Genomic DNA, 21,308 nt, shown 5'->3' on the forward strand with positions numbered 1-21,308 from the left:
TTCTGCTTCGATTACGCGCGGTCTTCGCGGGCCGGGCGGTCGCCGCGCGGCGGACGGTCGCCGAAATCGCGGCGCGGGCCACGATCGCCGAAGTCGCGGCGCGGGCCGCGGTCGTCGCCGTCACGGCGCGGGCGGTCGTCGCGGTCGCGCTTCTGCATCATCGCGGACGGGCCTTCTTCGTGGGCTTCGACGGCGATGGTCATGTAACGAAGGACGTCTTCGTTGATGCGCATCTGGCGTTCCATCTCGTGGATGGCGGCGGCCGGAGCGTCGATGTCCATCAGCGCGTAGTGCGCCTTGCGGTTCTTCTTGATGCGGTAGGTCAGGGACTTGAGGCCCCAGTTTTCGACCCGGCCGACCTTGCCGCCGTGTGCTTCGATCACGCCCTTGTACTGTTCGACGAGAGCGTCGACCTGCTGGGCGGACACGTCCTGGCGGGCCAGGAATACATGTTCGTAGAGAGCCATGTGGCTTTGCCTTTCTTGCGTTTGATCCACACCCGAAACCGGCGCCAAGCCTCAACGACAGTTCTCAAGGGCCTGAGCCCGAAGCAAGAAAAGCGTATCATCCAGACGGTCGAGAGCGGAGACACGGGAGGCTGGAGCCCTTGGCCCCAAACGGCAAATCCGAGGATGTGCCGGCCCTCCGTTCAGCCACCAGCCGGTGACCCGGGTGTTTTGAACAGCGCGCTTATACGGATTTTTCGGCCGAAAGCAAGGCCGGCGGGGCAAATCGGCTGTGCCATTGCGGAACGGTGCGGGAACCAAAGCAGGAATGTCGCGTTGTTCCGGCAACCCAACCAGATGGAGTGACAGACATGCAAGACCCCAACCTTGTCAATCGTCCCCCCGAAGATCGCTACGACCGTCCCGTGGAAGACCGCGGCCCGACCGTCGTCAACGCCCGCAACGGCAGCGGGACGGGCGGCTGGGCGGTGGCCGTGATCCTCGCCGTCCTCGTCGCGGTCGGCATCTTCTATTTCGTCGGCAGCGGAACGCCGGGTGACGGCGTCGACACCAACGCCAACACCTCGGCCATCACGCAGGACAGCGCGCCGGCCGGCGGCACGGCAACCGACGGCCAGACGGGCGGTGCGACCGGCACCCAGCCGATGGACGCCCAGCCCGGCGGCAGCCAGCCGGCCGAAGGCGGCGGCGCGACCCCGACCACGCCGTAACGTCACCCGTATGGGGCACACGCAAAGGAAAACCCGCCGGCGACGGCGGGTTTTTCGTTTGTGAGGGGTGGTGAAGCGGTCTTTGTTGAGGCGGTTTTGTTTCTGAAGGAAAGCGTGAGCGGGTTTGTTCGCGACAAGCCTTGCCTCTCTTCACCCCCTTCGCCACCGCTTTGCCTTCATGCTCCTTCACACCTTACCCTCTCACTCCTCCGTCATCCTCGGGCTTGACCCGAGGATGACGGAGGGGAGGGAGGTGCGGCCCGCATATCGAATGACGCGGCTCGCGGCGCGGTCTTTCTTGCAGACGGTCTTTCTGCTGCCGGTCTCTCTTCTTTCGCCCCCTCTACCCGACGCCGCTTACATCGGCGCCGGGTAGAGGCGGTGGATACGGCGGATGCCGTTCATCACGTCGGACGAAAGGGCAAGGTCCTTGGCCGCGATGTCCGTCTTCAACTGCTCCATCGACGTCGCGCCGATGATGACGGAGGCCATGAAGGGTCGCGTCAGGCAGAAGGCGAGGGCCATCTGGGCGGGGTCGAGGCCGTTTTCCCGCGCAAGCTCGACATAGGCGCGTACGGCCGGCTCCTGGAGCGGCTGGTAGCGGCCGCCGAGGTCGCCGTTCTTCGTCAGGCGCGAGCCGTCGGGCTTGGCCCCGTCGAGATACTTGCCGGTGAGAAGGCCCGCGGCAAGCGGCGAATAGGCAAGCAGGCCCACCTCCTCGTGATGCGAGACCTCGGCAAGGTCGAGGTCGTAGGGCCTATAGAGGAGGTTGTACTCGTTCTGGATGGAGGCGACGCGCGGCAGGCCCCTTTCTTCCGAAACCTTCAGCATCTGCATGACGCCCCAGGCCGTGTCGTTGGAAAGGCCGAGCGCCCGCACCTTGCCGGCCTTGACGAGGTCGCCGGCGGTTTCGAGGATTTCCTCAAGGTCGGCCGCGACCTTCGCCCGGTCCTGTCTGGAGGGGTCGTAGCTCCAGGCGTTGCGGAAGTGGTAGTGCCCGCGGTTCGGCCAGTGAAGCTGGTAGAGGTCGACATAGTCGGTCTTCAGGCGCGAGAGGCTGTTGTCTATGGCTTCGAGCATGCCCGCCCGGCTCATCGGTGCGCCGCCGCGGATATAGGGACGGCCGGAACCGGCGACCTTGGTGGCGAGAACGACCTTGTCGCGATTGCCGCGCGCCTTCATCCAGTTGCCGATAAAGCGCTCGGTGTCGCCGTAGGTTTCCGGCGAGAGCGGGGTGGTGGGGTAGAGTTCGGCGGTATCGATAAAGTTGATGCCCTGGGAGACGGCGTAGTCCAGTTGGTCGTGGGCGTCCTGCTCGCTGTTCTGCGAGCCCCAGGTCATCGTGCCGAGGCAGATTTCCGACACGCTTATGCCGGTCCGGCCGAGCGGATTGTATTTCATGGGTGGGGAAAATCCTTTGGTGGGAAAACGGCGCGAATGTAAGCCGCCCGCCGCGAAGTGCAAGACGCGAGCCGCAATTCCCTGTGTGAAGCGCCCGGAAATGAGGCTTCCGGCGCGGGGTGGTATCCACCCGCGCCTTGACTTGCGGGGGCGGAATGTGAATGGAAAGGAAAACGGAAGACGGGAGAAACCCCTATGAGCGTAGCATTCACCTTCCCCGGACAGGGCAGCCAGGCCGTCGGCATGGGCAAGGACCTGGCTGAAGCCTTCCCGGAGGCGCGCGCCGTTTTCGCGGAAGTCGACGACGCCCTCGGCCAGAAGCTCTCGGCCGTCATGTTCGACGGACCCGAAGAAACGCTGACGCTGACGGCGAACGCCCAGCCGGCGCTGATGGCCGTCTCCATCGCCGTCATGCGCGTGCTGGAAGCGCGCGGCCTGACGCTGAAGGACAAGGTCTCCTATGTCGCCGGCCACTCGCTCGGCGAATATTCCGCGCTCTGTGCCGCCGGTACCTTCTCGCTGGCCGATACGGCGCGGCTCCTGCGCATCCGCGGCAACGCCATGCAGTCTGCCGTGCCGGTGGGCGAGGGCGCCATGGCCGCCATCATCGGCCTCGAGCAGGCCGATGTCGAAGCCATCTGCAAGGAAGCCTCCACCGGCGGCTCCTGCCAGATCGCCAACGACAACGGCGGCGGACAGCTCGTCATCTCCGGCTCCAGGCCGGCGGTCGAGATCGCCGCGCGGCTCGCGACGGACAAGGGCGCCAAGCGCGCGCTGATGCTCGCCGTCTCCGCTCCCTTCCATTCCGCCCTGATGGCCCCGGCTGCCGACGCCATGCGCGAGGCGCTTTCCGCCGTCGAGGCGAAGGCCCCCGTCGTGCCGCTCGTCGCCAATGTCCGCGCCGCGCCGGTCAGCGATCCGCAGGAGATCGTCCGCCTCCTCGTCGAGCAGGTCACCGGCCAGGTCCGCTGGCGCGAGACGGTGGAATGGTTCGGCGCCAACGGCGTCACCACGCTCTACGAGGTCGGCTCCGGCAAGGTGCTGACGGGCCTTGCCCGCCGCATCGACAAGGCCGTCACCGGCATCGCCATCAACACCCCCGCCGATATCGACAACGCGCTCGCCACCCTCATCGGCTGATCTTTCTTCAAAGGAACGGAACCATGTTTGATCTTTCCGGCCGCAAGGCTCTCGTTACCGGCGCATCCGGCGGCATCGGCGAGGAGATCGCCCGCATCCTCCACGCTCAGGGAGCGCTCGTCGGCCTGCACGGCACGCGCGTCGAAAAGCTGGAGGCGCTGGCGAACGACCTCGGCGAGCGCGTCCAGATCTTCCCGGCGAACCTTTCCGACCGCGCCGAAGTCAAGGCGCTCGGCGAGAAGGCCGAAGCCGAGCTCGGCGGCGTCGACATCCTCGTCAACAATGCCGGCATCACCAAGGACGGCCTCTTCGTGCGCATGAGCGACGAGGACTGGGACGCCGTGCTCGAAGTGAACCTCACCGCCGTCTTCCGCCTGACGCGCGAGCTCACCCATCCCATGATGCGCCGCCGCTACGGCCGCATCATCAACATCACCTCCGTCGTCGGCGTCACCGGCAATCCGGGCCAGGCGAACTACTGCGCCGCCAAGGCCGGCATGATCGGCTTCACCAAGTCGCTCGCCCAGGAGATCGCCACGCGCAACGTCACGGTCAACTGCGTCGCCCCCGGCTTCATCGAGAGCGCCATGACCGGCAAGCTGAACGACAAGCAGAAGGAAGCCATCATGGGCGCCATTCCCATGAAGCGCATGGGCACCGGCGCGGAGGTCGCGTCCGCCGTCGCTTACCTCGCCTCGTCGGAAGCCGCCTACATGACGGGCCAGACGCTGCATGTGAACGGCGGCATGGCGATGATCTGAACGACGATCCGGCAAGGGGCCCAAATGCCCGGCGATGCAGCATAAATTGCATGTTGACCGCTGGCGCACCGGCTATTTTCGGACTTTGCGGCAGGCTTAAACCGTGTTAATCGGGCCATGACTGCCAGCAGTCGACCGGCAAAAGCCTGAGCGATCGGGCGGTGCAGAGCAGTATCGCCGATGCCCTCTTGCCGGTTGCAGGGATTGCCGGATGTGTTCTTGAGGCACATCGGGCGTGTTGAGTGCCCGGCGCCGTGAGGTGCCGATCAAAAACAAAGGTCGAGGAATCCGACATGAGCGATATCGCAGAACGCGTAAAGAAAATTGTCATTGATCATCTGGGCGTTGACGCCGAAAAGGTCAGCGAAGGCGCAAGCTTCATCGATGATCTTGGCGCGGACTCGCTCGACACCGTCGAACTGGTCATGGCGTTCGAAGAAGAATTCGGCGTCGAGATCCCGGACGATGCAGCCGACTCGATCCTGACGGTCGGCGACGCCGTCAAGTTCATCGAGAAGGCCCAGGCCTGATCCGCATCGATTTCCGGCGGGCCGCCCGAAAGGCGGCCCGTTCAGGTCTCGCAAAGAGGCCGCGCCCCTCTATTGAGGCAACGAACATAGAATTCTACAGGGTGGATCACGGACGATGAGGCGTGTCGTTATCACGGGTACCGGCATGGTATCCCCGCTTGGCTGTGGCACCGAAATCACCTGGAGCCGGCTTCTCGAAGGCCGCAGCGGCGCTGCCAGGGTAACGGCCTTCGAGGTCGAGGACCTTCCCGCCAAGATCGCCTGTTCCATTCCCCTCGGCGACGGTTCCGACGGCACCTACAATGCCGACCAGTGGATGGAACCCAAGGAACAGCGCAAGGTCGACCCCTTCATCGTCTATGCGGTCGCCGCCGCCGACATGGCGCTGGCCGACGCCGGCTGGCATCCCAAGACCGACGAGGACCAGACCGCGACCGGCGTGCTCATCGGCTCGGGCATCGGCGGCCTCGAGGGCATCGTCGAGGGCGGCTATACGCTGCGCGACAAGGGCCCCCGCCGCATTTCGCCCTTCTTCATTCCCGGCCGGCTGATCAACCTTGCCTCCGGCCATGTCTCGATCAAGCACAAGCTGCGCGGCCCGAACCATTCGGTCGTCACGGCCTGCTCGACGGGCGCGCACGCCATCGGCGATGCCAGCCGCCTGATCGCGCTCGGCGATGCCGACGTCATGGTGGCGGGCGGCGCCGAATCCCCGATCTGCCGCATTGCGCTGGCCGGCTTTGCCGCCTGCAAGGCGCTGTCGACCGCCCGCAACGACGATCCGACCGCCGCTTCCCGTCCCTATGACCGCGACCGCGACGGTTTCGTCATGGGCGAGGGCGCCGGTGTCGTGGTGCTGGAAGAGCTGGAACACGCCAAGGCGCGCGGCGTGAAGATCTATGCCGAAGTCGTCGGCTACGGCCTTTCGGGCGACGCCTTCCACATCACCGCACCCTCCGAGGACGGCGACGGCGCCTACCGCTGCATGACGATGGCGCTGAAGCGCGCCGGCATCTCGGCAAGCGACGTCGACTACATCAATGCGCACGGCACCTCCACCATGGCCGACACGATCGAGCTCGGCGCGGTCGAGCGCCTCGTCGGCGATGCGGCCTCGCGGATCTCCATGTCGTCGACCAAGTCGGCCATCGGCCACCTGCTCGGCGCTGCCGGCGCGGTGGAGGCGATCTTCGCCGCCCTTGCGATCCGCGACAACATCGCTCCCCCGACGCTGAACCTCGACAATCCCGATGTCGAGACGGCGATCGACCTCGTGCCGCACAAGGCCCGCAAGCGCGAGATCAACGTGGCGCTGTCCAACTCGTTCGGCTTCGGCGGGACGAACGCTTCGCTCGTCCTCAAGCGCTACGCCTGACCATCCCGTCGCCGGCAGGCCCATACGCCTGCCGGAATCGCCTTTCCCGGGGGAGGGCGATCCGAAGACCGGGAAGAGGGCTTTGCCCGCCCCGGCTTATCGACTATCAAGCGGTTCATCCCGCTTTTGCCGTATTGCTCTGTTGGAAGACGTCGAGCAATACCCAATCCACGAGGACAGTCCGTGAGCGACACGAACGATTCCGGCGAGACGCATTTCGGCCGCGGCGAGGCATCCGGCCAGCCGCGCATCATTCCCAAGTCCGCCAACGAGGCGCTGCGCCCCGAGCAGGTGCCCGAGCCGCCGAGCCGCCGCCGCTCGCGCAAGGCCCGCAGCCAGATCGTCATCTTCCTGAATTTCGTCATGACCGTGATCGTCTTCGCCACGATCATCGGCATCGGCATCTTCTATTACGGCGTGAAGAGCTACGAGGAGCCGGGTCCGCTTGCGGCCAACACGAACTTCATCGTGAGGAGCGGTGCGGGCACCAACGAGATCGCGGCGAACCTCGAGCGCAACGACATCATCAGCGACAGCCGCGTCTTCCGCCTGCTTTCGCGCATCTATCTCGACGGCGAGACGCTGAAGGCCGGCGAATACGAGATCAAGGCCGGCGCCTCCATGCGCGAGATCGTCGAGCTGCTGAAATCCGGCAAGTCGATCCTCTACAGCGTCTCCGTGCCGGAAGGGCTGACGGTCAAGCAGGTCTTCAAGCGCCTCTCCGACGACCCGGTGCTGGAAGGCGACCTGCCGGCGGAGCTTCCCGCCGAGGGCTCGCTGATGCCCGATACCTACAAGTTCTCGCGCGGCACCAAGCGCGCCGATATCCTCCAGCAGATGGCGGCGGCGCAGAAGGCGCTCATCGACCAGATCTGGGAGCGGCGCGACGACAACCTGCCGATCGAGACGCGCGAGGAATTCGTGACGCTCGCCTCCATCGTCGAGAAGGAGACGGGCAAGGCGGACGAGCGCCCGCGCGTCGCCTCGGTCTTCCTCAACCGGCTCGAGAAGGGCATGCGCCTGCAGTCCGACCCCACCATCGTCTACGGCCTCTTCGGCGGCGACGGAAAGCCCTCGGATCGCCCGATCTTCCAGTCGGACCTCGAAAAGCAGACGCCCTACAACACCTACATCATCAAGGGCCTGCCGCCGACGCCCATCGCCAATCCCGGCCGTGCGGCGCTGGAGGCGGTCGCCAACCCGTCCCGTACGGGGGACCTCTATTTCGTCGCCGACGGCACAGGCGGCCACGTCTTCGCCGAGACGCTGGACGAGCACAACCAGAACGTCCGCCGCTGGCGCAAGATGGAAGCGGAGAAGGCGGCCGAGGCCGCCAAGGAAGCGGGTGCGGCCGGCGCCGAGTGATCCTCTTTCCCGACGATCCGGCCCCGGCTTTGCCCGGGGCCTTTTCGTTCCGTCACCTTTGATGTGGATCGCCGGCCAATCCATGCGCTGGATGGTTTCCAAGCCCGCCGATCTGTTTCACTTTGGGGGAATATTTCGTGCGCCATACGCGCACCGGCGGCCTGCTTCCCGCGCCGCCACTGGAGGCTGACATGACATTGCAATCGATGACCGGCTTTGCGCGGGTCGAGGGGACGAGCGGGCGCACCCGCTGGGCCTGGGAACTGCGTTCGGTCAACGGCAAGGGGCTCGACCTGCGCCTGCGCCTGCCGCCCGGCTTCGAGGCGCTGGAGGTGGATGTGCGGCGCCTTGCGGGCGAAGCCTTCTCGCGCGGCAACATCCAGGCCGGCCTTGCCGCCAGCATCAGCGAGGCGGAGGTGGAGCCGGTGGTGAACCAGCGCGCGCTTGCCGCCGTTCTGGCGCTGCGCGACCAGCTTGCCGGCATGATTGACCCGGCCCCGGTCAAGCTCGATACGCTGCTGTCCGTGCGCGGCGTCGTCGACTTCCGCGAGGCGGAGGAAAGCGAGGCGGAGCGCGCCGCGCGCGATGCCGATATCCGTGCCGGCTTCGCCGAGGCGGTCCGCCGCCTCGGCGACATGCGCCGCAAGGAGGGATCGGCCCTTGCGGACGTCCTCCTCGGCCAGGTGGCGCGCATCGAGGCGCTGACCGCCATCGTGGATGCCGATCCCTCGCGCAGCGTTTCGGCGATTGCCGAGCGGCTTTCCGGGCAGGTCGCCGCGCTCCTGCAGGGGGCGTCCGCGCTCGACCGCGACCGGCTGCACCAGGAGGCGGCGCTGCTTGCCACCAAGGCGGACCTGCGCGAGGAGATCGACCGGCTGACAGCGCATGTGGCGGCCGCGCGCGAGTTGATCGCCGCGGGCGGGCCGATCGGCCGCAAGCTCGATTTTCTCGCACAGGAATTTAACCGGGAATCGAATACCATCTGTTCCAAGTCGAACGCGGCTCAAGTAACAGCTGCAGGGATCGAACTGAAGGTCGTCATCGACCAGTTCCGCGAACAGGTCCAGAATCTGGAGTAGGCCATGGCCGAGCCGTCGAAGCAGATCCACATCGAACGCCGCGGGCTCATGCTCGTCATCTCCTCGCCGTCCGGCGCCGGAAAGTCGACCATCGCGCGCAACCTCCTGGAGGCCGATCCCGGCCTCAGCCTCTCGGTCAGCGTGACGACGCGCCCGCGCCGCGCCAGCGAGATCGCTGGCCGCCACTACCACTTCATCAACCAGAAGGAATTCGAGCGGCTGCGCGATTCCGACGCGCTGCTCGAATGGGCCGAGGTGCACGGCAATTTCTACGGCACGCCGCGCGAGCCGGTGGAGGAGGCCATGTCCGCCGGCCGCGACATGCTGTTCGACATCGACTGGCAGGGCGCCCAGCAGCTTCAGGAGAAGATGCCCGCCGACGTCGTCTCCATCTTCATCCTGCCCCCCTCGATGAGCGAGCTGCAATCGCGCCTGCACCGCCGCGCGGAGGATACCGAGGAGGTCATCCAGACGCGCCTTGCCAATTCCCGCGCCGAGATCGAGCATTGGCGGGAATACGACTACGTCATCCTCAACGACGACCTCTCCGTCGCCTTCGACGCGGTGCAGAGCATCGTGAAAGCCGAGCGCCTGCGCCGCGATCGCCGCCATGGCCTGTTCGAGTTCGTGACGGGGCTGGTGACGGAGAGGCCGGTTCTCGGATAGGCGGCATCGTAGCAAACCGCACCCCGTCTGCCCTGCCGGGCAGACGGGGTAAGCCAAGGCCGCATACTTCGCAGCCGGGATATTACAGCTTACAGCGCGTTCGCCAGCCGCACGAATTCTTCCACGCTCAGCGTCTCCGCCCGCCGCTGCGGATCGATCTCCGCCCGTGCCAGCAGCGCCTCGCCGCCGAGGGATTTCACGCTCTGGCGCAGCATCTTGCGGCGCTGGCCGAAGGCGGCGTGGGTGACGCGCTCCAGGGCCGCCACGTCGCACGGCAGCGGATTGGCGACAGGCTCCAGATGCACGACCGATGACGTCACCTTCGGCGGCGGCGTGAAGGCTTGCGGCGGCACGTCGAAGGCCATGCGGGCATGGGTGCGCCAGCCGCAGAGCACGCCGAGCCGGCCGTAATGGTCGTCGTTCTCCTCCGCCACGATGCGAAGGCCCACCTCGCGCTGGAACATCAGCGTCAGCGATTGCCAGAAGGGCGGCCAGGACTTCGGCAGCAGCCAGTTGACGAGAAGCTGCGTGCCGACATTGTAGGGCAGGTTGGCGATGATGCGCACCGGCTCGCCGGGCGCCAGCGCCTCGAAGTCGGTCTTCAGCGCATCGCCCTCGATGACCGTCAGCCGCCCCGGATAGTGCGCCGCGATCTCCGCGAGTGCCGGCAGGCAGCGCGCGTCGCGCTCGATGGCGATCACGCGCCTGGCGCCGAGCGCCAGGATGGCGCGCGTCAGGCCGCCGGGGCCGGGGCCGACCTCGATCACCGTATGGTCCTCGATGGGGCCGCCCGTGCGGGCGATCTTCTGCGTCAGGTTGAGGTCGAGCAGGAAGTTCTGGCCGAGCGCCTTCTTCGCGTCGAGCCCGTGCCGCTGGATGACCTCGCGAAGCGGCGGAAGTCCGTCGAGTGCCGCCATTACCGGGCCTCCTTCATGGCCTGCCCGTTGCGGGCCAGCTCTTCGGCGAGCCGAAGGGCCGCCAGCAGGCTGTCCGGCCGCGCGACGCCCTTGCCCGCGAGCGCGAAGGCCGTGCCGTGGTCCGGCGAGGTGCGGATGAAGGGAAGGCCGAGCGTGGCATTGACGGATGTGTCGAAGCCGAGCACCTTGGCCGGGATCAGCGCCTGGTCGTGATACATGCAGAGCGCCACGTCGTAGGTCGCGCGCGCCGCGTCGTGGAACATCGTGTCCGCCGGAAGCGGGCCGACGGCATCGATGCCGGCCGCCTTCAGGCGCTCGACGGCAGGCCGCACGATCGCGTCGTCCTCCAGCCCCAGCGCACCGCCTTCGCCGGCATGCGGGTTGAGGCCGGCAACGGCAAGGCGCGGGCGGGCAATGCCGAAGCGGAGGCGAAGATCCCCTTCGGTGATGGTCGCGGTCTCGACGATCAGGTCTTCCGTGAGCGCCGCCGGCACGTCCTTCAGCGGGATGTGGATCGTCATCGGCACGGCGCGCAGCTTCGGGCCGGCCAGCAGCATGACGGGAAGGGGCACGCGTCCACCCGCCGCCTCCGCCGAGAGGTCGGCGAGGAACTCCGTATGGCCGGGAAAGCCGAAACCGGCCTCGTAGAGCACGGCCTTGGCGATCGGGTTCGTCACGACGGCCGAGGTGCGGCCGGCAAGCGTCAGCGCCACGGCCGCCTCGATGGCGCCGGTGACGGCGGCCGCATTGCGGGAATCCGGCGTGCCCGGCACGGCAGGCACCGCGCAATCGGAGGCAAGGACGGGAATGGCCTCCGGGAAGAGGCGGGCGGCCGTCTCCGGCTCCGCGGCGGTCACGGCGACGTCGAGGCCGAGCGCCTGTGCCCGCTGCCTGAGCACGTCGCCGTCGCCGATGAAGAGAAAGGGCGGCAGCGAAAGTGCCTTGCGGGCCGTCCAGAGGGCAAGCGTGAGATCAGGGCCGATCCCTGCCGGATCGCCCATCGTGAGCGCCAGCGGAGGAAGCGTCGTCGTGGTCATGCGGCCCCGTCACAATTCGAGGAAGGAGCGCTCCGGCGGGCGGAGCGCGGCATCAGCGTTCGGTGATCGTCGCCTTCTTGCGAAGCTCCGCGAGGTACTTCTTGCTGTTCTCGTCGCTCTCGCCGCTCTTCGCCTTGGCAAGGTCCTCGGCGCGGAAGACCATTTCCGCGGCCATGTCGTCGTTCACCTCGCGCTGCTTGCAGATCGCAAGGTACTCGACGCCCTTCTCGGTCACGCGCGTGCCGGTCGTCTGGCCCTTGGCCTTCTCCACCAGCGGCTTCCAGTCCTCCGGCATTTCCGGCGCGAGGACGCGGCCGAGGTCGCGGATCGAGACGTCGTGCATGGTCGCGGCAAAGGCCTTCGCCTGGTCGCAGCCGGGGAATTTCGCGCGGGAGGCTTCTGCCTCCGCCTTGCGCTTGCCGAGGATGGCGTTGCGGCGCTTTTCCGGCACGACGAAGATGACCTGCTTGAGGAAATATTCGGTGGTGACCGGCTTCTTGCCGCCGTTCTCCTGCATGCGCTCGGCGAGCGTCTTGCCGTTTGCCTTGCCGAAGCGGGCGTTGACCACGCGCGGCCAGCTCATCTGCAGGGCGATGAACTGCTTGAAATGTTCCGTGCCGACGCCGGCGCGGTCGAGGATCTGGCCGAGCTGGTCGACGTTCATCTTGTTGGAGGCGGCAAAGCGCGCATAGGCGGCATCCACCTCGGTCATGCTGACGGACGAACGCGTACGCAGGATTTCCTCGCGCTTCAGCGTGTCGTCGATCAACTGCTCGCGGGCCATGCTCCTGAGATTGCCCTTGGCATGCTGCAGGCGCAGGAACGCGACGCGGCGCTCGATATCGCCCGTGGTGATGGCCGTGTTGTTGACGACGGCGACGACCGTGCTTGCGGCCAGGGCCGTGCCCGCCGGCACGGCAAGCGTGACCGCCGCGGCCAGCGCGACGCCCATCATCATGGAGCGCACAAGAGATTGTCTGCCGTTCATGCCAGTCCCTTTCCCAAACCCGTTCCGTGCCCGCCCCGCTGCCCTGGGGCGGCATGGGCGTCATCGCAAGCGTCCCGGATGTGCATAATACATGCGGCCAAACGATGACAAGAGCCGCCGCGCGGCCTATTCGAGGCCGGTGAAGGCGGCGTCGCCGACCCGGATGTCGCCGATCGTGCGGAACATCAGGCGTGCGCCGATCGACCAGTCGTTGGCCACGCTGCTCGATTTGTCGCGTTCCTGCTCGTAGACGATCGAGAAGATCGTGTCGCGGTCGTCATAGGACAGGCCGATGCCGTTGCGCGAGACGACATGGTTGCCGATGTCGTAGGTCACCGAGCCGAAGACCGACCAGTAGTCGCGGAACCGGAACGCGCCGGCGGCCTGGATTTCGCTTGCGGTCTCGGTCAGGCCGTAATCGGGCTGCGCGGCGATGCGCGTATAGGTGAGGTCGGTCGTAAAGCGCATGCCCTCGAAGCGCAGCGCGGTATCCATGCGGCGCAGCGAGAAGTCGTCCTTGTCGAGACGCGTGCTGGTCGAGAAGGAGATGCCGCCCGGCAGGTCGAGGCCCGCCATGCCGACATAGTCGGAACGGTCGGTTTCCAGGCCCGAATCGGCGCCGGCATTCACGAGGTCGGCGGTGGCGAAGGAATTGAGGCCGCCGAGCTGGAACGACTGGCCGATGATGCTGCGCAGCGTAACGCCGTTGTCGAAGGTGCCGGTATAGCGCATGCCGAGATTGGCGCGCGTGCCGCCCTCGACGCGGTCGAAGCCGGAGAACTTGTCACGCTCGAAGAGGTTGGTGGCATCGAAGACGAAGCTCTGCGCATCCTCGTTCGGCAGTCCGCCGGCAAGGTCCTCGTCCGGCCGCACGTAGATCTGCGCGATGGGTTCGAAGAGATGCGTGCTGTAGTCCGTCGTCGCCAGGATCGGGTAGCGGGCCTCGAGGCCGGCCGTCAGCATCGAGCGCGTCGCGCTGTCGTCGGAGGTGAAGCTGCCGGCATAGGCGCCGCCCGGCGGGCGCATGTCGAGGCGGTAGGCATCGCCGCGCGCAGCCAGAAGCGGCGTCAGCACCAGGCCGCCCGGCACGACGATCTGCCGCTTCCACTCCACCTCGCTGGTCAGGCGCGTCATGCCGCCTTCGAGGCCGCGGTAGCGGTTCGTGCCGTTCACGGTGTAGGTGTCGGCGATGTCCCGGTCGAGATTGGTGAGGTTCGTCGTGATCGACAGCTCGCCGCCGAAGACGGATTCCGGCACGAAATACTTGTGGTCGAGAACCTGGGCGATCGCCTGCTGGCGCTCGGCCGTGTCGGTCGAATCGGCGTCCTGCACGTCGAAATAGAAGGCGCGCAGGTCAAAGCTGTTGCGGCGGCTGAAGCCCGTCAGATAGCCCTGGTTCGTGACGGTGCTGCCCTTGTAGCCCTGGATTTCGTAGGTGCGCGAGAAGTTGTTGTCGCTCTGCGCCATGACGTTCCAGCCGAACGTCCAGCGGGGATTGATCGTGAAGCGGCCCGTCGAGGCGACCATGCCGCGGAAGCCGTCCTCTTCCCAGTCGCTCGTATTCGCCGTGAAGACGTCGGCGTTCATCTGGTTGATGCCGGCGGCGCGCAGCGTGATCTGGCCGTTGTGGAAGCGCTTGCGGAACTCCCCTTCCAGCAGGAAGCCCTGGCTGGTGAGCGCCGTCGGGAAGAGCGTCGCGTCCATGTCCGGCGCGATCGCGATATAGTAGGGGGTCGTCACGCCGAAACCGAGCTTCTGGGCGTAACGGAACTGCGGGAACAGGAAGCCCGTCTTGCGCTTGACCGTCTGGTCCGGCACCTCGAGCACCGGGATATAGGCGACCGGCTTGCCGAACAGCTCGAAGCGCGCATGTTCGAGGCGGATGGTCTTGGTGCGCCCGTTCTGCACGATGCGCTCCGCCTTGACCTCCCAGAGGCCGCGATGCGTCGGATCGGTCGCGCAGGGCGTGCAGGCGGTGTAGACGGCGTGGTTGAGGATCATCTCCTCGTCGTTGACGCGCTCGCCGCTGGTGGCGGCCAGCTTCGTCAGGTCGGTGGTCTCGATGCGCAGCGCATTCATGAAGCCGTTGGCGAAATCGTCCGACAGGTCCATCTCGTCGCCGTAGACGCGGTTGCCGGTGGGCTCGATCAGTTCGATATTGCCGCGCGCCTTCAGCCGGCCCGTCTTCTGGTCGTATTCGACCTCGCGGGCGACGAGCTTGTAGCCGCCGTAATTGATCTGCACGGCGCCGCGGGCGAGCACCGTTTCGTTGTCTTTGTTATAGATGAGTTCGTTGGAGGCGAGGAGCAGCTTGCTGCCCTCGGGAACCTTCGGATCGGACGCGGCGACGTCCGACATCTGGGCGCGAACGGGAAGGGCGGAAGCGGGCACGAGGGCGCACATGGCCGCACCTGCAAGCAGGGCGGCTTTCAACCACCGATACGTTTTGCGGTCGCCTGCCGCCACTAGCCGTCCTCCTGATGCAGAAGAATCGTCGCACCCAAGGACATTGCGACGACCACTGGGAGCCAGGCCGCAACGAACGGAGGAACAACACCGCTGCTTCCGAATGCCTTCACAAGCACGGTGACGACATAAAGCATGAAGCCTGAAAGGATTCCACCCAGAATCACCGCACGCGATTGATTAAACCTGCTAAATTTTAACGAGACGCAGGCGGCGATCAGCGTCATCGCAACGAGCAGGAGCGGCAGGGCCAGCATGGACTGGAACTGGGTTTCCATCGCGTTCGTGGGGAAACCGAAGGACCTGGCCGCCGCGATCTTCCGGCCAAGCTCGAAAAAGGCAATGCTTTCAGGCTTTTCCAGGCTCTCCTGGACGAACTCCTGTTTCAGGTTGGTACGAAGCTGTACCTCATCGAGATGCACGGGCAATTCGCCGATGCGCGTTTCGCGCACGTTCTTAAGAAGCCAGTAACCATCTTTCAAAGTGGCCGAATCGGCGTCCTGTCGCAGCGATATGCGATTGTCGTCGTCGAAGTGGATGACCGAGACGTTGAGGAGCCGCGTTCCGTCGTCAAGGACGGCCTTGGCGCCGATGATCGCCTCGTCCTTTCCGTAGACCTGCCGCAGCCATGGAACGGAGGTTTCGGCGCGGGCCAAGTTGGTCGCGCCCCAGGCGGCCTCGACCTCCTGCGCCTTCTTGCTGCCCCAGGCCGCGAGCGGATTGAGCGTCAGCACGGCGAGCAGCCCGAACAGGAAAGCGCCGATGACGAAGGGCCGCAGGAACTGCCAGACCGAGATGCCCGCCGCGCGCGTCACCACGAGCTCGTAACGCCGGTTGAGCGAGATGAGCGCCGCCATGCCGGAAAAGAGCGCGACGAAAGGCACCGTCTGCATGAGGATCATCGGAATGCGCAGCCCCGTCACCAGGAGACCCGTGGTGATCGTGTAGCCGGGGAGCCCGCCGACCCGGTTGGACATCTCGCTGAAATCGATGATGAAGATCAGCGAGAAGATGCCGAGCAGGAACCAGATGGTGGTGACGACGTAGCGGCGGAAGAAATAGAGGCCGAGGGTGCGGATCATGGCGCGCCGCTCCCGACCGAACCGCGCCCGGTGAGCCGCGACAGCAGCCGGCCACGGAGCTCCCCGATACGCTCGCCGAAGGTCATGGGGATGTCGAGGCTCTTGTTGCGCGCGAGGTAGCGGATGGCAAGCGCGGCCGTGAGCAGGGGGATGAGATACATGACCGGAATGAAATAGGCCGATTCCTCCGCGCTGTTGGAGGCGTAGAAACTGAGCCAGCGCACGAAGAGCGCCGTCAGAAGCGCGGTGATCATCGGATGCATGCGGGCCTCGCGGTGCGAGCGCGCGTCGCCGCTGACGACGAGTGCGATCAGGCCGAAGACGGCGGGAAAGAGCCATTCCGAGAATCGGCGATGCAGCTCGGCGGTGAAGGAGCCGGGATCCTTCTTGTAGTATGGATCGTCCGGATCGGGATTGAGCAGGAAGGGAAGGTCGCGGTCCTTGGCGCGGATGTTCGAGCCGCCGGTGGTCTGGGTGAGGTCGGCAAGGTCGAAGGCGTAGGAATCGAACTTGATGATGGAGACGTTGCCGTCCGGCAGCTTGCGGTGCACCTCGCCGTCCTTCATCACGAGGGCGGAACTGCTCTCGTCCACGGCGCCCTCGCGGGCATAGTAGACCATCTCGAATCGCGGATCGCGCGTGTCGGCGACGAAGAGTCCCTCCAGGACCCCGCCGTTGCGCCGTTTGGCGACCTGCACGTAAAGCCCGTCCGTGACCTTGCGGAAGGTGTTTTCCTGCACGACGGCGGACAGCATGTCGGCATGGGCCGTCGCGATCATCTTGCGTACGGCCATGCGGGAATAGGGCTCGACGAAATTGTCGACGGCGAAGGACGCGATGCTCATCGCCACCGCCAGGATCATGATCGGCCGGATGATCGTCGTGCGCGAGCTGCCGGCCGAAGCGAGCACCGTCAGTTCCGAATCGCCGTTCATCACGGTCAGCGTCTGCGATACGCCGATGACCAGCGCGAAGGGCAGGATGATCGGGATGACGGAGGGCAGGATGAGCGTGGCGAGCTTGAGGAAGGCGAAGATCGACTGGCCGCTGTCGGTGACGAGGTTGATGCTGCTGAGGGCCTGCGTCACCCAGACGATGCCGAGCAGGGGGAGCAGCGTGGCGACGAACATGAGCGACGCCCGCCGCAGGATATAGCGCTCGATCAGCTTCATCTTCATTCAATCCGCACGTTCGACAGGCGGTTCCGCTCTTGCGCCGGGAAGGCCCATGGAAACCCCTATGGGCATATAAACTTTCTTCAGGCTGACGCCATAGCGGAGAGTCTCCGCGCGGATGGAAAATTTATGGCGAACAAGCATGGTCAACGATCTCTAAACGAGGCGCCGCATCTTGCCAAGCGCCGCAAAAGCGACAAGGAATTGGTGCCATTGGCGGCCTTTCCGGCCGCATTGAAGGCCGCAGGACAGGCATCGGAGTAAATCATGGCTTCCACGTTCGACATCGGTTTCGCAAAGACGGCACGCGCTTCGGGCGGCCTTGCGATCCTCCTCCAGGCCGCCGGCCAGCCGGCGGCGGGGCTCGGCGAGGTCGATCCGGAAGGAGTCGTCGCGCGCGCTGCCGGCGTGGCGAAATTCACCGGCAAGGCGCTGAAAAGCCTCGACATCATTGCCCCTCACGGCGCGCCGGTGGACCGTATCCGCGTTCTCGGCCTCGGCGAAGCCGACAAGCTCGTCGCCCATGACTGGCTGAAGGCGGGCGGTGCGGCCGCGGCGAAGACCGGCGGCGCCGAGAAGGTGGCGATCTATATCGATGCGCCCGGCGCCACGGTGACGGCGAAGAACGCCGCCGACTTCGCGCTCGGCATGCAGCTCGGCGCCTACAGCTTCGATGCCTACAAGACGAAGAAGGGCGAGGACGAGGAGACGAAGCCCGCCAGGACCGTCAAGGTGACGATCGTCACCGCCAACGCCGCTGCCGCAAAGAAGGCGAACGACGTTTCCGACGCCATCGCCGAGGGCGTGATCCTTGCCCGCGACCTCGTCAACGAGCCCGCGAACGTGCTCGGCCCGGTCGAATTCGCCGAAAAGGCCAAGGCGCTCGAAAAGCTCGGCGTCGAGGTCGATATCCTCACCGAGCGGGAGATGAAGCGCCTCGGCATGGCGGCACTCCTCGGCGTCGCGCAGGGCTCCGTGCGCCCGCCGCGCCTTGCCGTCATGCAGTGGAAGGGCGGCAAGGACAAGGACCGCCCCATCGCCTTCATCGGCAAGGGCGTCGTCTTCGACACCGGCGGCATCTCCATCAAGCCGGCCGCCGGCATGGAGGACATGAAGGGCGACATGGGCGGCGCTGCCGCCGTCATCGGCCTCATGCACACGCTTGCGAGCCGCAAGGCGAAGGCGAACGTCGTCGGCATCCTCGGCCTTGTGGAAAACATGCCCGACGGCAACGCCCAGCGCCCGGGCGACATCGTCAAATCCATGTCCGGCCAGACCATCGAGGTGATCAACACGGATGCCGAAGGCCGCCTCGTGCTGTGCGATGCGCTCTGGTACTGCAACGAGACCTTCAAGCCGCAGTTCATGGTGAACCTCGCGACGCTGACCGGGGCGATCATGGTCGCGCTCGGCAGCCACCATGCCGGCCTCTTCTCCAACGACGACACGCTCGCCGCGCGGCTCACGGCCGCCGGCCTTGCCACCAACGAGCGCCTGTGGCGCATGCCGCTCGGGCGCGAATACGACAAGATGATCGACAGCCGGTTCGCCGACATGAAGAACACCGGCGGACGCTATGCCGGCTCGATCACCGCCGCGCAGTTCCTGCACCGCTTCGTCAAGGACACGCCCTGGGCGCACCTCGATATCGCCGGCACGGCCATGGGCTCGCCGACCGACGAGATCAACCAGTCCTGGGCCTCCGGCTTCGGCGTGCGCCTGCTCGACGAGCTGGTGCGCGCAAACTACGAGGGGTGAGGGGACGGTGAGCGAGGTCCTCTTCTACCACCTGACCGAATCGAAGCTTGAGGACGCGCTGCCGCCGCTCCTCGACAAGAGCCTCGAGCGCGGCTGGCGCGTCGTCGTCCAGGCGGGCGATGAAGCCCGGCGCGATGCGCTCGACACGCATCTGTGGACCTTCCGCGAGGACAGCTTCCTGCCGCATGGCACCGACGAGCAGGCCTTTCCCGCCGAACAGCCGGTGCTGCTGACGACCACGCCCGACAATGCCAACGCCGCGACCGTCCGCTTCCTCGTCGCCGGCGCGCAGCCGCCTCCGCTCGATGCCTACGACCGCGTGATCTTCATGTTCGACGGCTACGACCAGACGGAAGTGGAAGCGGCCCGCGGCCACTGGAAGCGCCTGAAAGGCGAGGGGCACCAGCTCACCTACTGGCAGCAGAACAACGACGGCCGCTGGGTGAAGAAGGCTTGAGGCGGCTCCGTTCACGCGGTGCCGATTAGCGCCCGGATATCCTTCAAAAGTACGAAAAGATGCATAGGGTCGCTCGGAGACTCGATGAAATCGAAACGCGCATAAAAGGAACGCGCGTCTTCGTCCTTCGCATGAACGGCAAAGGCACGCAGGCCCGCTATGTCGGATGCCGCAAGTGTACGAGTCAACGCGTCCTTGAGAAGCCCGGAGCCGACTCCCCTGCCGGCCCAATCGGCCGCAACCGCCAGCCGGGCAAGAAGCATCAGTGGAATTGGGTGGTGCGCCACACCCTTGCGCAGCCGGTCGGGCGCATCCTCGAAACGGACTTCCGCGAAAACGAGTGTATAGAAACCGATGACCTCGTTGTCCGACAAAGCCACATAGGTTTGCGAACTGTTGGAGAGCTGGCTTTGTAGGGCGAAGCGGGTCAGGAACCGGTTGAGTGGATCCTTGCCGCAATCGAACCCGTCGACCGGATGGTTGCGGCGCAATTTCTCTATGCGCAAGGCCACGGCTAGCGATCTGCTTCCGGCTCGAAAAGGCTCGGTGTTTCAAGAAGGCGCTTCAATCGTGGCATCGCGCGTGGCGGGGCGTCGAGTGTCGCGAGGAATGTTTGCCACCGCTCCGCATCAAGGCCGAAATGCCGCCTGTCGGGTAAGGTGGCTTCCGCCCGCGCCAGCGCGCTTTCAAGCACGAATTCGCTGACGGAGCGGTTTGTCGCCTTGGCGGCTTCGCTCAGGGTCCGTTTCGCGGCGGCAGTGAGACGAAGGTCGAGTTTCTCGGATCGCATGGTGCGGGTCATGGGGTGCGCATCTCCACAGGGGCCTATTCTAGCAAAATGCGCACCGTTTGTCACGACATTGTCGGGCGGTCTCAGTCGTGAAACGCCTCGACGAACTTCCGCTTGCCCAGCATGAAGGCGTCCGCGACGTGGCGCAGCGGTGCGAGGTCGACGTCGGATTTGCCGGCCTTCACGATCTCGGCGAAGCGCCTGTAGAGCATCGGATATTCCTGCTCCGGCTCCTCGTGCACGAGCTTGCCGTCGATGGAGAGCTTTGCGCCGCCCTCCGAAAGCACCATAGCGCCGGCATCCGTCTCGGCGACGATGTCCCAGCTCTGCTTGCCGGTCTGGCGCCAGTCGAATTCGGCGGCAAGGTCGAGGCCCTTGGCATCCGAGAAGGTCATGGTCGCGGCGATCGGCGCGTCGCGGTTTTCCGGGAATTCCAGTGTCGTGGCGGTGATGAAGACCGGGCGCGGCAGGATATGCGTGACGATGGAGAGCGCATTGATACCCGGATCGAAGACGCCGAGGCCGCCGGCCTGCCAGATCCATTCCTGGTTCGGATGCCACTGGCGCACGTCCTCCTTCCAGATCACGCGCATGGAGCGGATCGTCGTGCCGGCAAGGAAGCTCTTCGCGGCCTCGACGGCCGGCGCATAACGCGAGTGCCAGCTTGCAAAGAGCGAAACGCCCTTGGCGGCGGCGAGCGCCTCGAGGTCGGCCACTTCCGAAAGCGTCGCGCCCGGCGGCTTTTCGAGGAAGACGTGCTTTCCGGCCGAAAGCGCCTTCTCTGCCGCCTCGTAGCGATACTGCGGCGGCATGCACAGCGAGACGGCCTCGATGGCGGGAACGGCCGCCAGCATCTCGTCGATGGACTTGAAATTGTCGATGCCGTCCACCGTGCCGTGGCGGCTCGCCGCGGCGATCAGCCGGTAGTCGGCATTCTTCGCGACGGCCGGAAGATGCTGGTCGCGCACGATCTTGCCGACGCCGACGATTGCGAGATTGATCGGGGACATGGCTCGGTCCTTATTTGTATGATGATTTCGCCGCTGTTTTAGCAGAACCTTCGCCGGCGGCAAGAGCCGCCGTGCGGGCAAGCCTGCCTATCCTTTGTGCAAAGGCGCAGCGCGCGTATTCGCCTTTCGTCTAA

Annotated in this window: 22 protein-coding genes; 11 read left to right on the top strand and 11 right to left on the bottom strand. The window is 65.7% G+C overall.

Annotated features, from left to right (window positions below; genetic code table 11):
* Window positions 1-11: 11 nt before the first annotated feature.
* A complete protein-coding gene (gene rpsF / locus ACZ5TO_RS05100) occupies window positions 12-467 on the bottom strand; it encodes a 30S ribosomal protein S6 (RefSeq protein ID WP_184144647.1) in 456 nt (151 codons plus the stop codon).
* 350 nt (window positions 468-817) lie between these two features.
* Between rpsF and ACZ5TO_RS05105 the strand changes: the two genes are divergently transcribed.
* Window positions 818-1,177, top strand: coding sequence for a hypothetical protein (locus ACZ5TO_RS05105; protein ID WP_184144646.1), 360 nt, complete (start codon window positions 818-820; stop codon window positions 1,175-1,177).
* 357 nt (window positions 1,178-1,534) lie between these two features.
* Here the strand turns inward: ACZ5TO_RS05105 and ACZ5TO_RS05110 are convergent, their stop codons facing one another.
* Window positions 1,535-2,578 carry an aldo/keto reductase gene (locus tag ACZ5TO_RS05110; RefSeq protein ID WP_464799789.1) on the bottom strand — a complete coding sequence of 348 codons (1,044 nt, stop codon included), beginning with the start codon at window positions 2,576-2,578 and terminating at the stop codon, window positions 1,535-1,537.
* Window positions 2,579-2,773: 195 nt separating this feature from the next.
* On the opposite strand from ACZ5TO_RS05110, the gene fabD reads away from it, so the two are divergent.
* From fabD to gmk, 7 genes are all read left to right on the top strand, one after another.
* Window positions 2,774-3,718 (top strand): ACP S-malonyltransferase, encoded by a 945-nt coding sequence (gene fabD / locus ACZ5TO_RS05115; RefSeq protein WP_464799790.1) that lies wholly within the window; start codon window positions 2,774-2,776, stop codon window positions 3,716-3,718.
* A gap of 23 nt (window positions 3,719-3,741) precedes the next feature.
* On the top strand, window positions 3,742-4,479 hold the full coding sequence (fabG, locus tag ACZ5TO_RS05120; protein ID WP_184144643.1) for a 3-oxoacyl-[acyl-carrier-protein] reductase: 738 nt from the start codon (window positions 3,742-3,744) through the stop codon (window positions 4,477-4,479).
* 293 nt (window positions 4,480-4,772) lie between these two features.
* Complete coding sequence (locus tag ACZ5TO_RS05125) at window positions 4,773-5,009, top strand: acyl carrier protein (RefSeq protein ID WP_003531676.1); 237 nt, start codon at window positions 4,773-4,775, stop codon at window positions 5,007-5,009.
* Window positions 5,010-5,124: 115 nt separating this feature from the next.
* Window positions 5,125-6,384: a beta-ketoacyl-ACP synthase II gene (gene fabF, locus ACZ5TO_RS05130; RefSeq protein ID WP_464799791.1), complete on the top strand. Its 1,260-nt coding sequence runs from the start codon at window positions 5,125-5,127 to the stop codon at window positions 6,382-6,384.
* 183 nt (window positions 6,385-6,567) lie between these two features.
* Window positions 6,568-7,749 (top strand): endolytic transglycosylase MltG, encoded by a 1,182-nt coding sequence (gene mltG, locus ACZ5TO_RS05135; protein WP_464799792.1) that lies wholly within the window; start codon window positions 6,568-6,570, stop codon window positions 7,747-7,749.
* 191 nt (window positions 7,750-7,940) lie between these two features.
* Window positions 7,941-8,828 (top strand): YicC/YloC family endoribonuclease, encoded by an 888-nt coding sequence (locus tag ACZ5TO_RS05140; protein WP_184144640.1) that lies wholly within the window; start codon window positions 7,941-7,943, stop codon window positions 8,826-8,828.
* 3 nt (window positions 8,829-8,831) lie between these two features.
* Window positions 8,832-9,494, top strand: a complete 663-nt coding sequence (gmk, locus tag ACZ5TO_RS05145) for a guanylate kinase (RefSeq protein WP_464799793.1) — start codon at window positions 8,832-8,834, stop codon at window positions 9,492-9,494.
* 89 nt (window positions 9,495-9,583) lie between these two features.
* On the opposite strand, the gene rsmA is transcribed toward gmk, so the two are convergent.
* From rsmA to lptF, 6 genes are all read right to left on the bottom strand, one after another.
* Window positions 9,584-10,411: a 16S rRNA (adenine(1518)-N(6)/adenine(1519)-N(6))-dimethyltransferase RsmA gene (gene rsmA / locus ACZ5TO_RS05150; RefSeq protein WP_464799794.1), complete on the bottom strand. Its 828-nt coding sequence runs from the start codon at window positions 10,409-10,411 to the stop codon at window positions 9,584-9,586.
* Window positions 10,411-11,448, bottom strand: coding sequence for a 4-hydroxythreonine-4-phosphate dehydrogenase PdxA (gene pdxA / locus ACZ5TO_RS05155; protein ID WP_464799795.1), 1,038 nt, complete (start codon window positions 11,446-11,448; stop codon window positions 10,411-10,413). Before pdxA ends, rsmA begins: the two co-directional genes overlap by 1 nt.
* 52 nt (window positions 11,449-11,500) lie before the next feature.
* Window positions 11,501-12,406, bottom strand: coding sequence for a SurA N-terminal domain-containing protein (locus tag ACZ5TO_RS05160; protein WP_464800334.1), 906 nt, complete (start codon window positions 12,404-12,406; stop codon window positions 11,501-11,503).
* Between the two features lie 156 nt (window positions 12,407-12,562).
* Window positions 12,563-14,902 carry an LPS-assembly protein LptD gene (locus ACZ5TO_RS05165; protein ID WP_464799796.1) on the bottom strand — a complete coding sequence of 780 codons (2,340 nt, stop codon included), beginning with the start codon at window positions 14,900-14,902 and terminating at the stop codon, window positions 12,563-12,565.
* Entirely contained in the window at window positions 14,902-15,984 is a 1,083-nt protein-coding gene (gene lptG / locus ACZ5TO_RS05170) for an LPS export ABC transporter permease LptG (protein WP_464799797.1), read from the bottom strand. Before lptG ends, ACZ5TO_RS05165 begins: the two co-directional genes overlap by 1 nt.
* A complete protein-coding gene (gene lptF, locus ACZ5TO_RS05175; RefSeq protein WP_464800335.1) occupies window positions 15,981-17,156 on the bottom strand; it encodes an LPS export ABC transporter permease LptF in 1,176 nt (391 codons plus the stop codon). Before lptF ends, lptG begins: the two co-directional genes overlap by 4 nt.
* Window positions 17,157-17,288: 132 nt before the next feature.
* Here lptF and ACZ5TO_RS05180 point away from each other — a divergent pair, with 132 nt between their 5' ends.
* The 3 genes from ACZ5TO_RS05180 to ACZ5TO_RS05190 are packed head-to-tail and all read left to right on the top strand — an operon-like array spanning window position 17,289 to window position 19,374.
* Complete coding sequence (locus ACZ5TO_RS05180) at window positions 17,289-17,423, top strand: hypothetical protein (RefSeq protein WP_281396984.1); 135 nt, start codon at window positions 17,289-17,291, stop codon at window positions 17,421-17,423.
* 3 nt (window positions 17,424-17,426) lie between these two features.
* On the top strand, window positions 17,427-18,917 hold the full coding sequence (locus ACZ5TO_RS05185) for a leucyl aminopeptidase (RefSeq protein WP_464799798.1): 1,491 nt from the start codon (window positions 17,427-17,429) through the stop codon (window positions 18,915-18,917).
* 7 nt (window positions 18,918-18,924) lie between these two features.
* Window positions 18,925-19,374: a DNA polymerase III subunit chi gene (locus tag ACZ5TO_RS05190; RefSeq protein ID WP_464799799.1), complete on the top strand. Its 450-nt coding sequence runs from the start codon at window positions 18,925-18,927 to the stop codon at window positions 19,372-19,374.
* Between the two features lie 11 nt (window positions 19,375-19,385).
* On the opposite strand, the gene ACZ5TO_RS05195 is transcribed toward ACZ5TO_RS05190, so the two are convergent.
* From ACZ5TO_RS05195 to ACZ5TO_RS05205, 3 genes are all read right to left on the bottom strand, one after another.
* Complete coding sequence (locus tag ACZ5TO_RS05195; RefSeq protein WP_464799800.1) at window positions 19,386-19,886, bottom strand: GNAT family N-acetyltransferase; 501 nt, start codon at window positions 19,884-19,886, stop codon at window positions 19,386-19,388.
* A gap of 2 nt (window positions 19,887-19,888) precedes the next feature.
* Window positions 19,889-20,176 carry a type II toxin-antitoxin system TacA family antitoxin gene (locus ACZ5TO_RS05200; RefSeq protein ID WP_464799801.1) on the bottom strand — a complete coding sequence of 96 codons (288 nt, stop codon included), beginning with the start codon at window positions 20,174-20,176 and terminating at the stop codon, window positions 19,889-19,891.
* A 71-nt stretch (window positions 20,177-20,247) separates the two neighbouring features.
* Entirely contained in the window at window positions 20,248-21,174 is a 927-nt protein-coding gene (locus ACZ5TO_RS05205) for a Gfo/Idh/MocA family protein (protein WP_464799802.1), read from the bottom strand.
* Window positions 21,175-21,308 lie beyond the last annotated feature (134 nt).

The organism is Shinella sp. Sh6, from assembly GCF_055392685.1.

Coding starts and splice junctions, on each gene's coding strand:
- fabG (WP_184144643.1), top strand. CDS start 3,742: ATGTTTGATCTTTCCGGCCGCAAGGCTCTCGTTACCGGCGCATCCGGC.
- pdxA (WP_464799795.1), bottom strand. CDS start 11,448: ATGACCACGACGACGCTTCCTCCGCTGGCGCTCACGATGGGCGATCCG.
- fabF (WP_464799791.1), top strand. CDS start 5,125: ATGAGGCGTGTCGTTATCACGGGTACCGGCATGGTATCCCCGCTTGGC.
- lptF (WP_464800335.1), bottom strand. CDS start 17,156: ATGAAGCTGATCGAGCGCTATATCCTGCGGCGGGCGTCGCTCATGTTC.
- ACZ5TO_RS05200 (WP_464799801.1), bottom strand. CDS start 20,176: ATGACCCGCACCATGCGATCCGAGAAACTCGACCTTCGTCTCACTGCC.
- ACZ5TO_RS05185 (WP_464799798.1), top strand. CDS start 17,427: ATGGCTTCCACGTTCGACATCGGTTTCGCAAAGACGGCACGCGCTTCG.
- ACZ5TO_RS05105 (WP_184144646.1), top strand. CDS start 818: ATGCAAGACCCCAACCTTGTCAATCGTCCCCCCGAAGATCGCTACGAC.
- rpsF (WP_184144647.1), bottom strand. CDS start 467: ATGGCTCTCTACGAACATGTATTCCTGGCCCGCCAGGACGTGTCCGCC.
- gmk (WP_464799793.1), top strand. CDS start 8,832: ATGGCCGAGCCGTCGAAGCAGATCCACATCGAACGCCGCGGGCTCATG.
- ACZ5TO_RS05140 (WP_184144640.1), top strand. CDS start 7,941: ATGACATTGCAATCGATGACCGGCTTTGCGCGGGTCGAGGGGACGAGC.
- ACZ5TO_RS05180 (WP_281396984.1), top strand. CDS start 17,289: ATGGCGAACAAGCATGGTCAACGATCTCTAAACGAGGCGCCGCATCTT.
- ACZ5TO_RS05125 (WP_003531676.1), top strand. CDS start 4,773: ATGAGCGATATCGCAGAACGCGTAAAGAAAATTGTCATTGATCATCTG.
- ACZ5TO_RS05110 (WP_464799789.1), bottom strand. CDS start 2,578: ATGAAATACAATCCGCTCGGCCGGACCGGCATAAGCGTGTCGGAAATC.
- lptG (WP_464799797.1), bottom strand. CDS start 15,984: ATGATCCGCACCCTCGGCCTCTATTTCTTCCGCCGCTACGTCGTCACC.
- ACZ5TO_RS05205 (WP_464799802.1), bottom strand. CDS start 21,174: ATGTCCCCGATCAATCTCGCAATCGTCGGCGTCGGCAAGATCGTGCGC.
- rsmA (WP_464799794.1), bottom strand. CDS start 10,411: ATGGCGGCACTCGACGGACTTCCGCCGCTTCGCGAGGTCATCCAGCGG.
- ACZ5TO_RS05160 (WP_464800334.1), bottom strand. CDS start 12,406: ATGATGATGGGCGTCGCGCTGGCCGCGGCGGTCACGCTTGCCGTGCCG.
- fabD (WP_464799790.1), top strand. CDS start 2,774: ATGAGCGTAGCATTCACCTTCCCCGGACAGGGCAGCCAGGCCGTCGGC.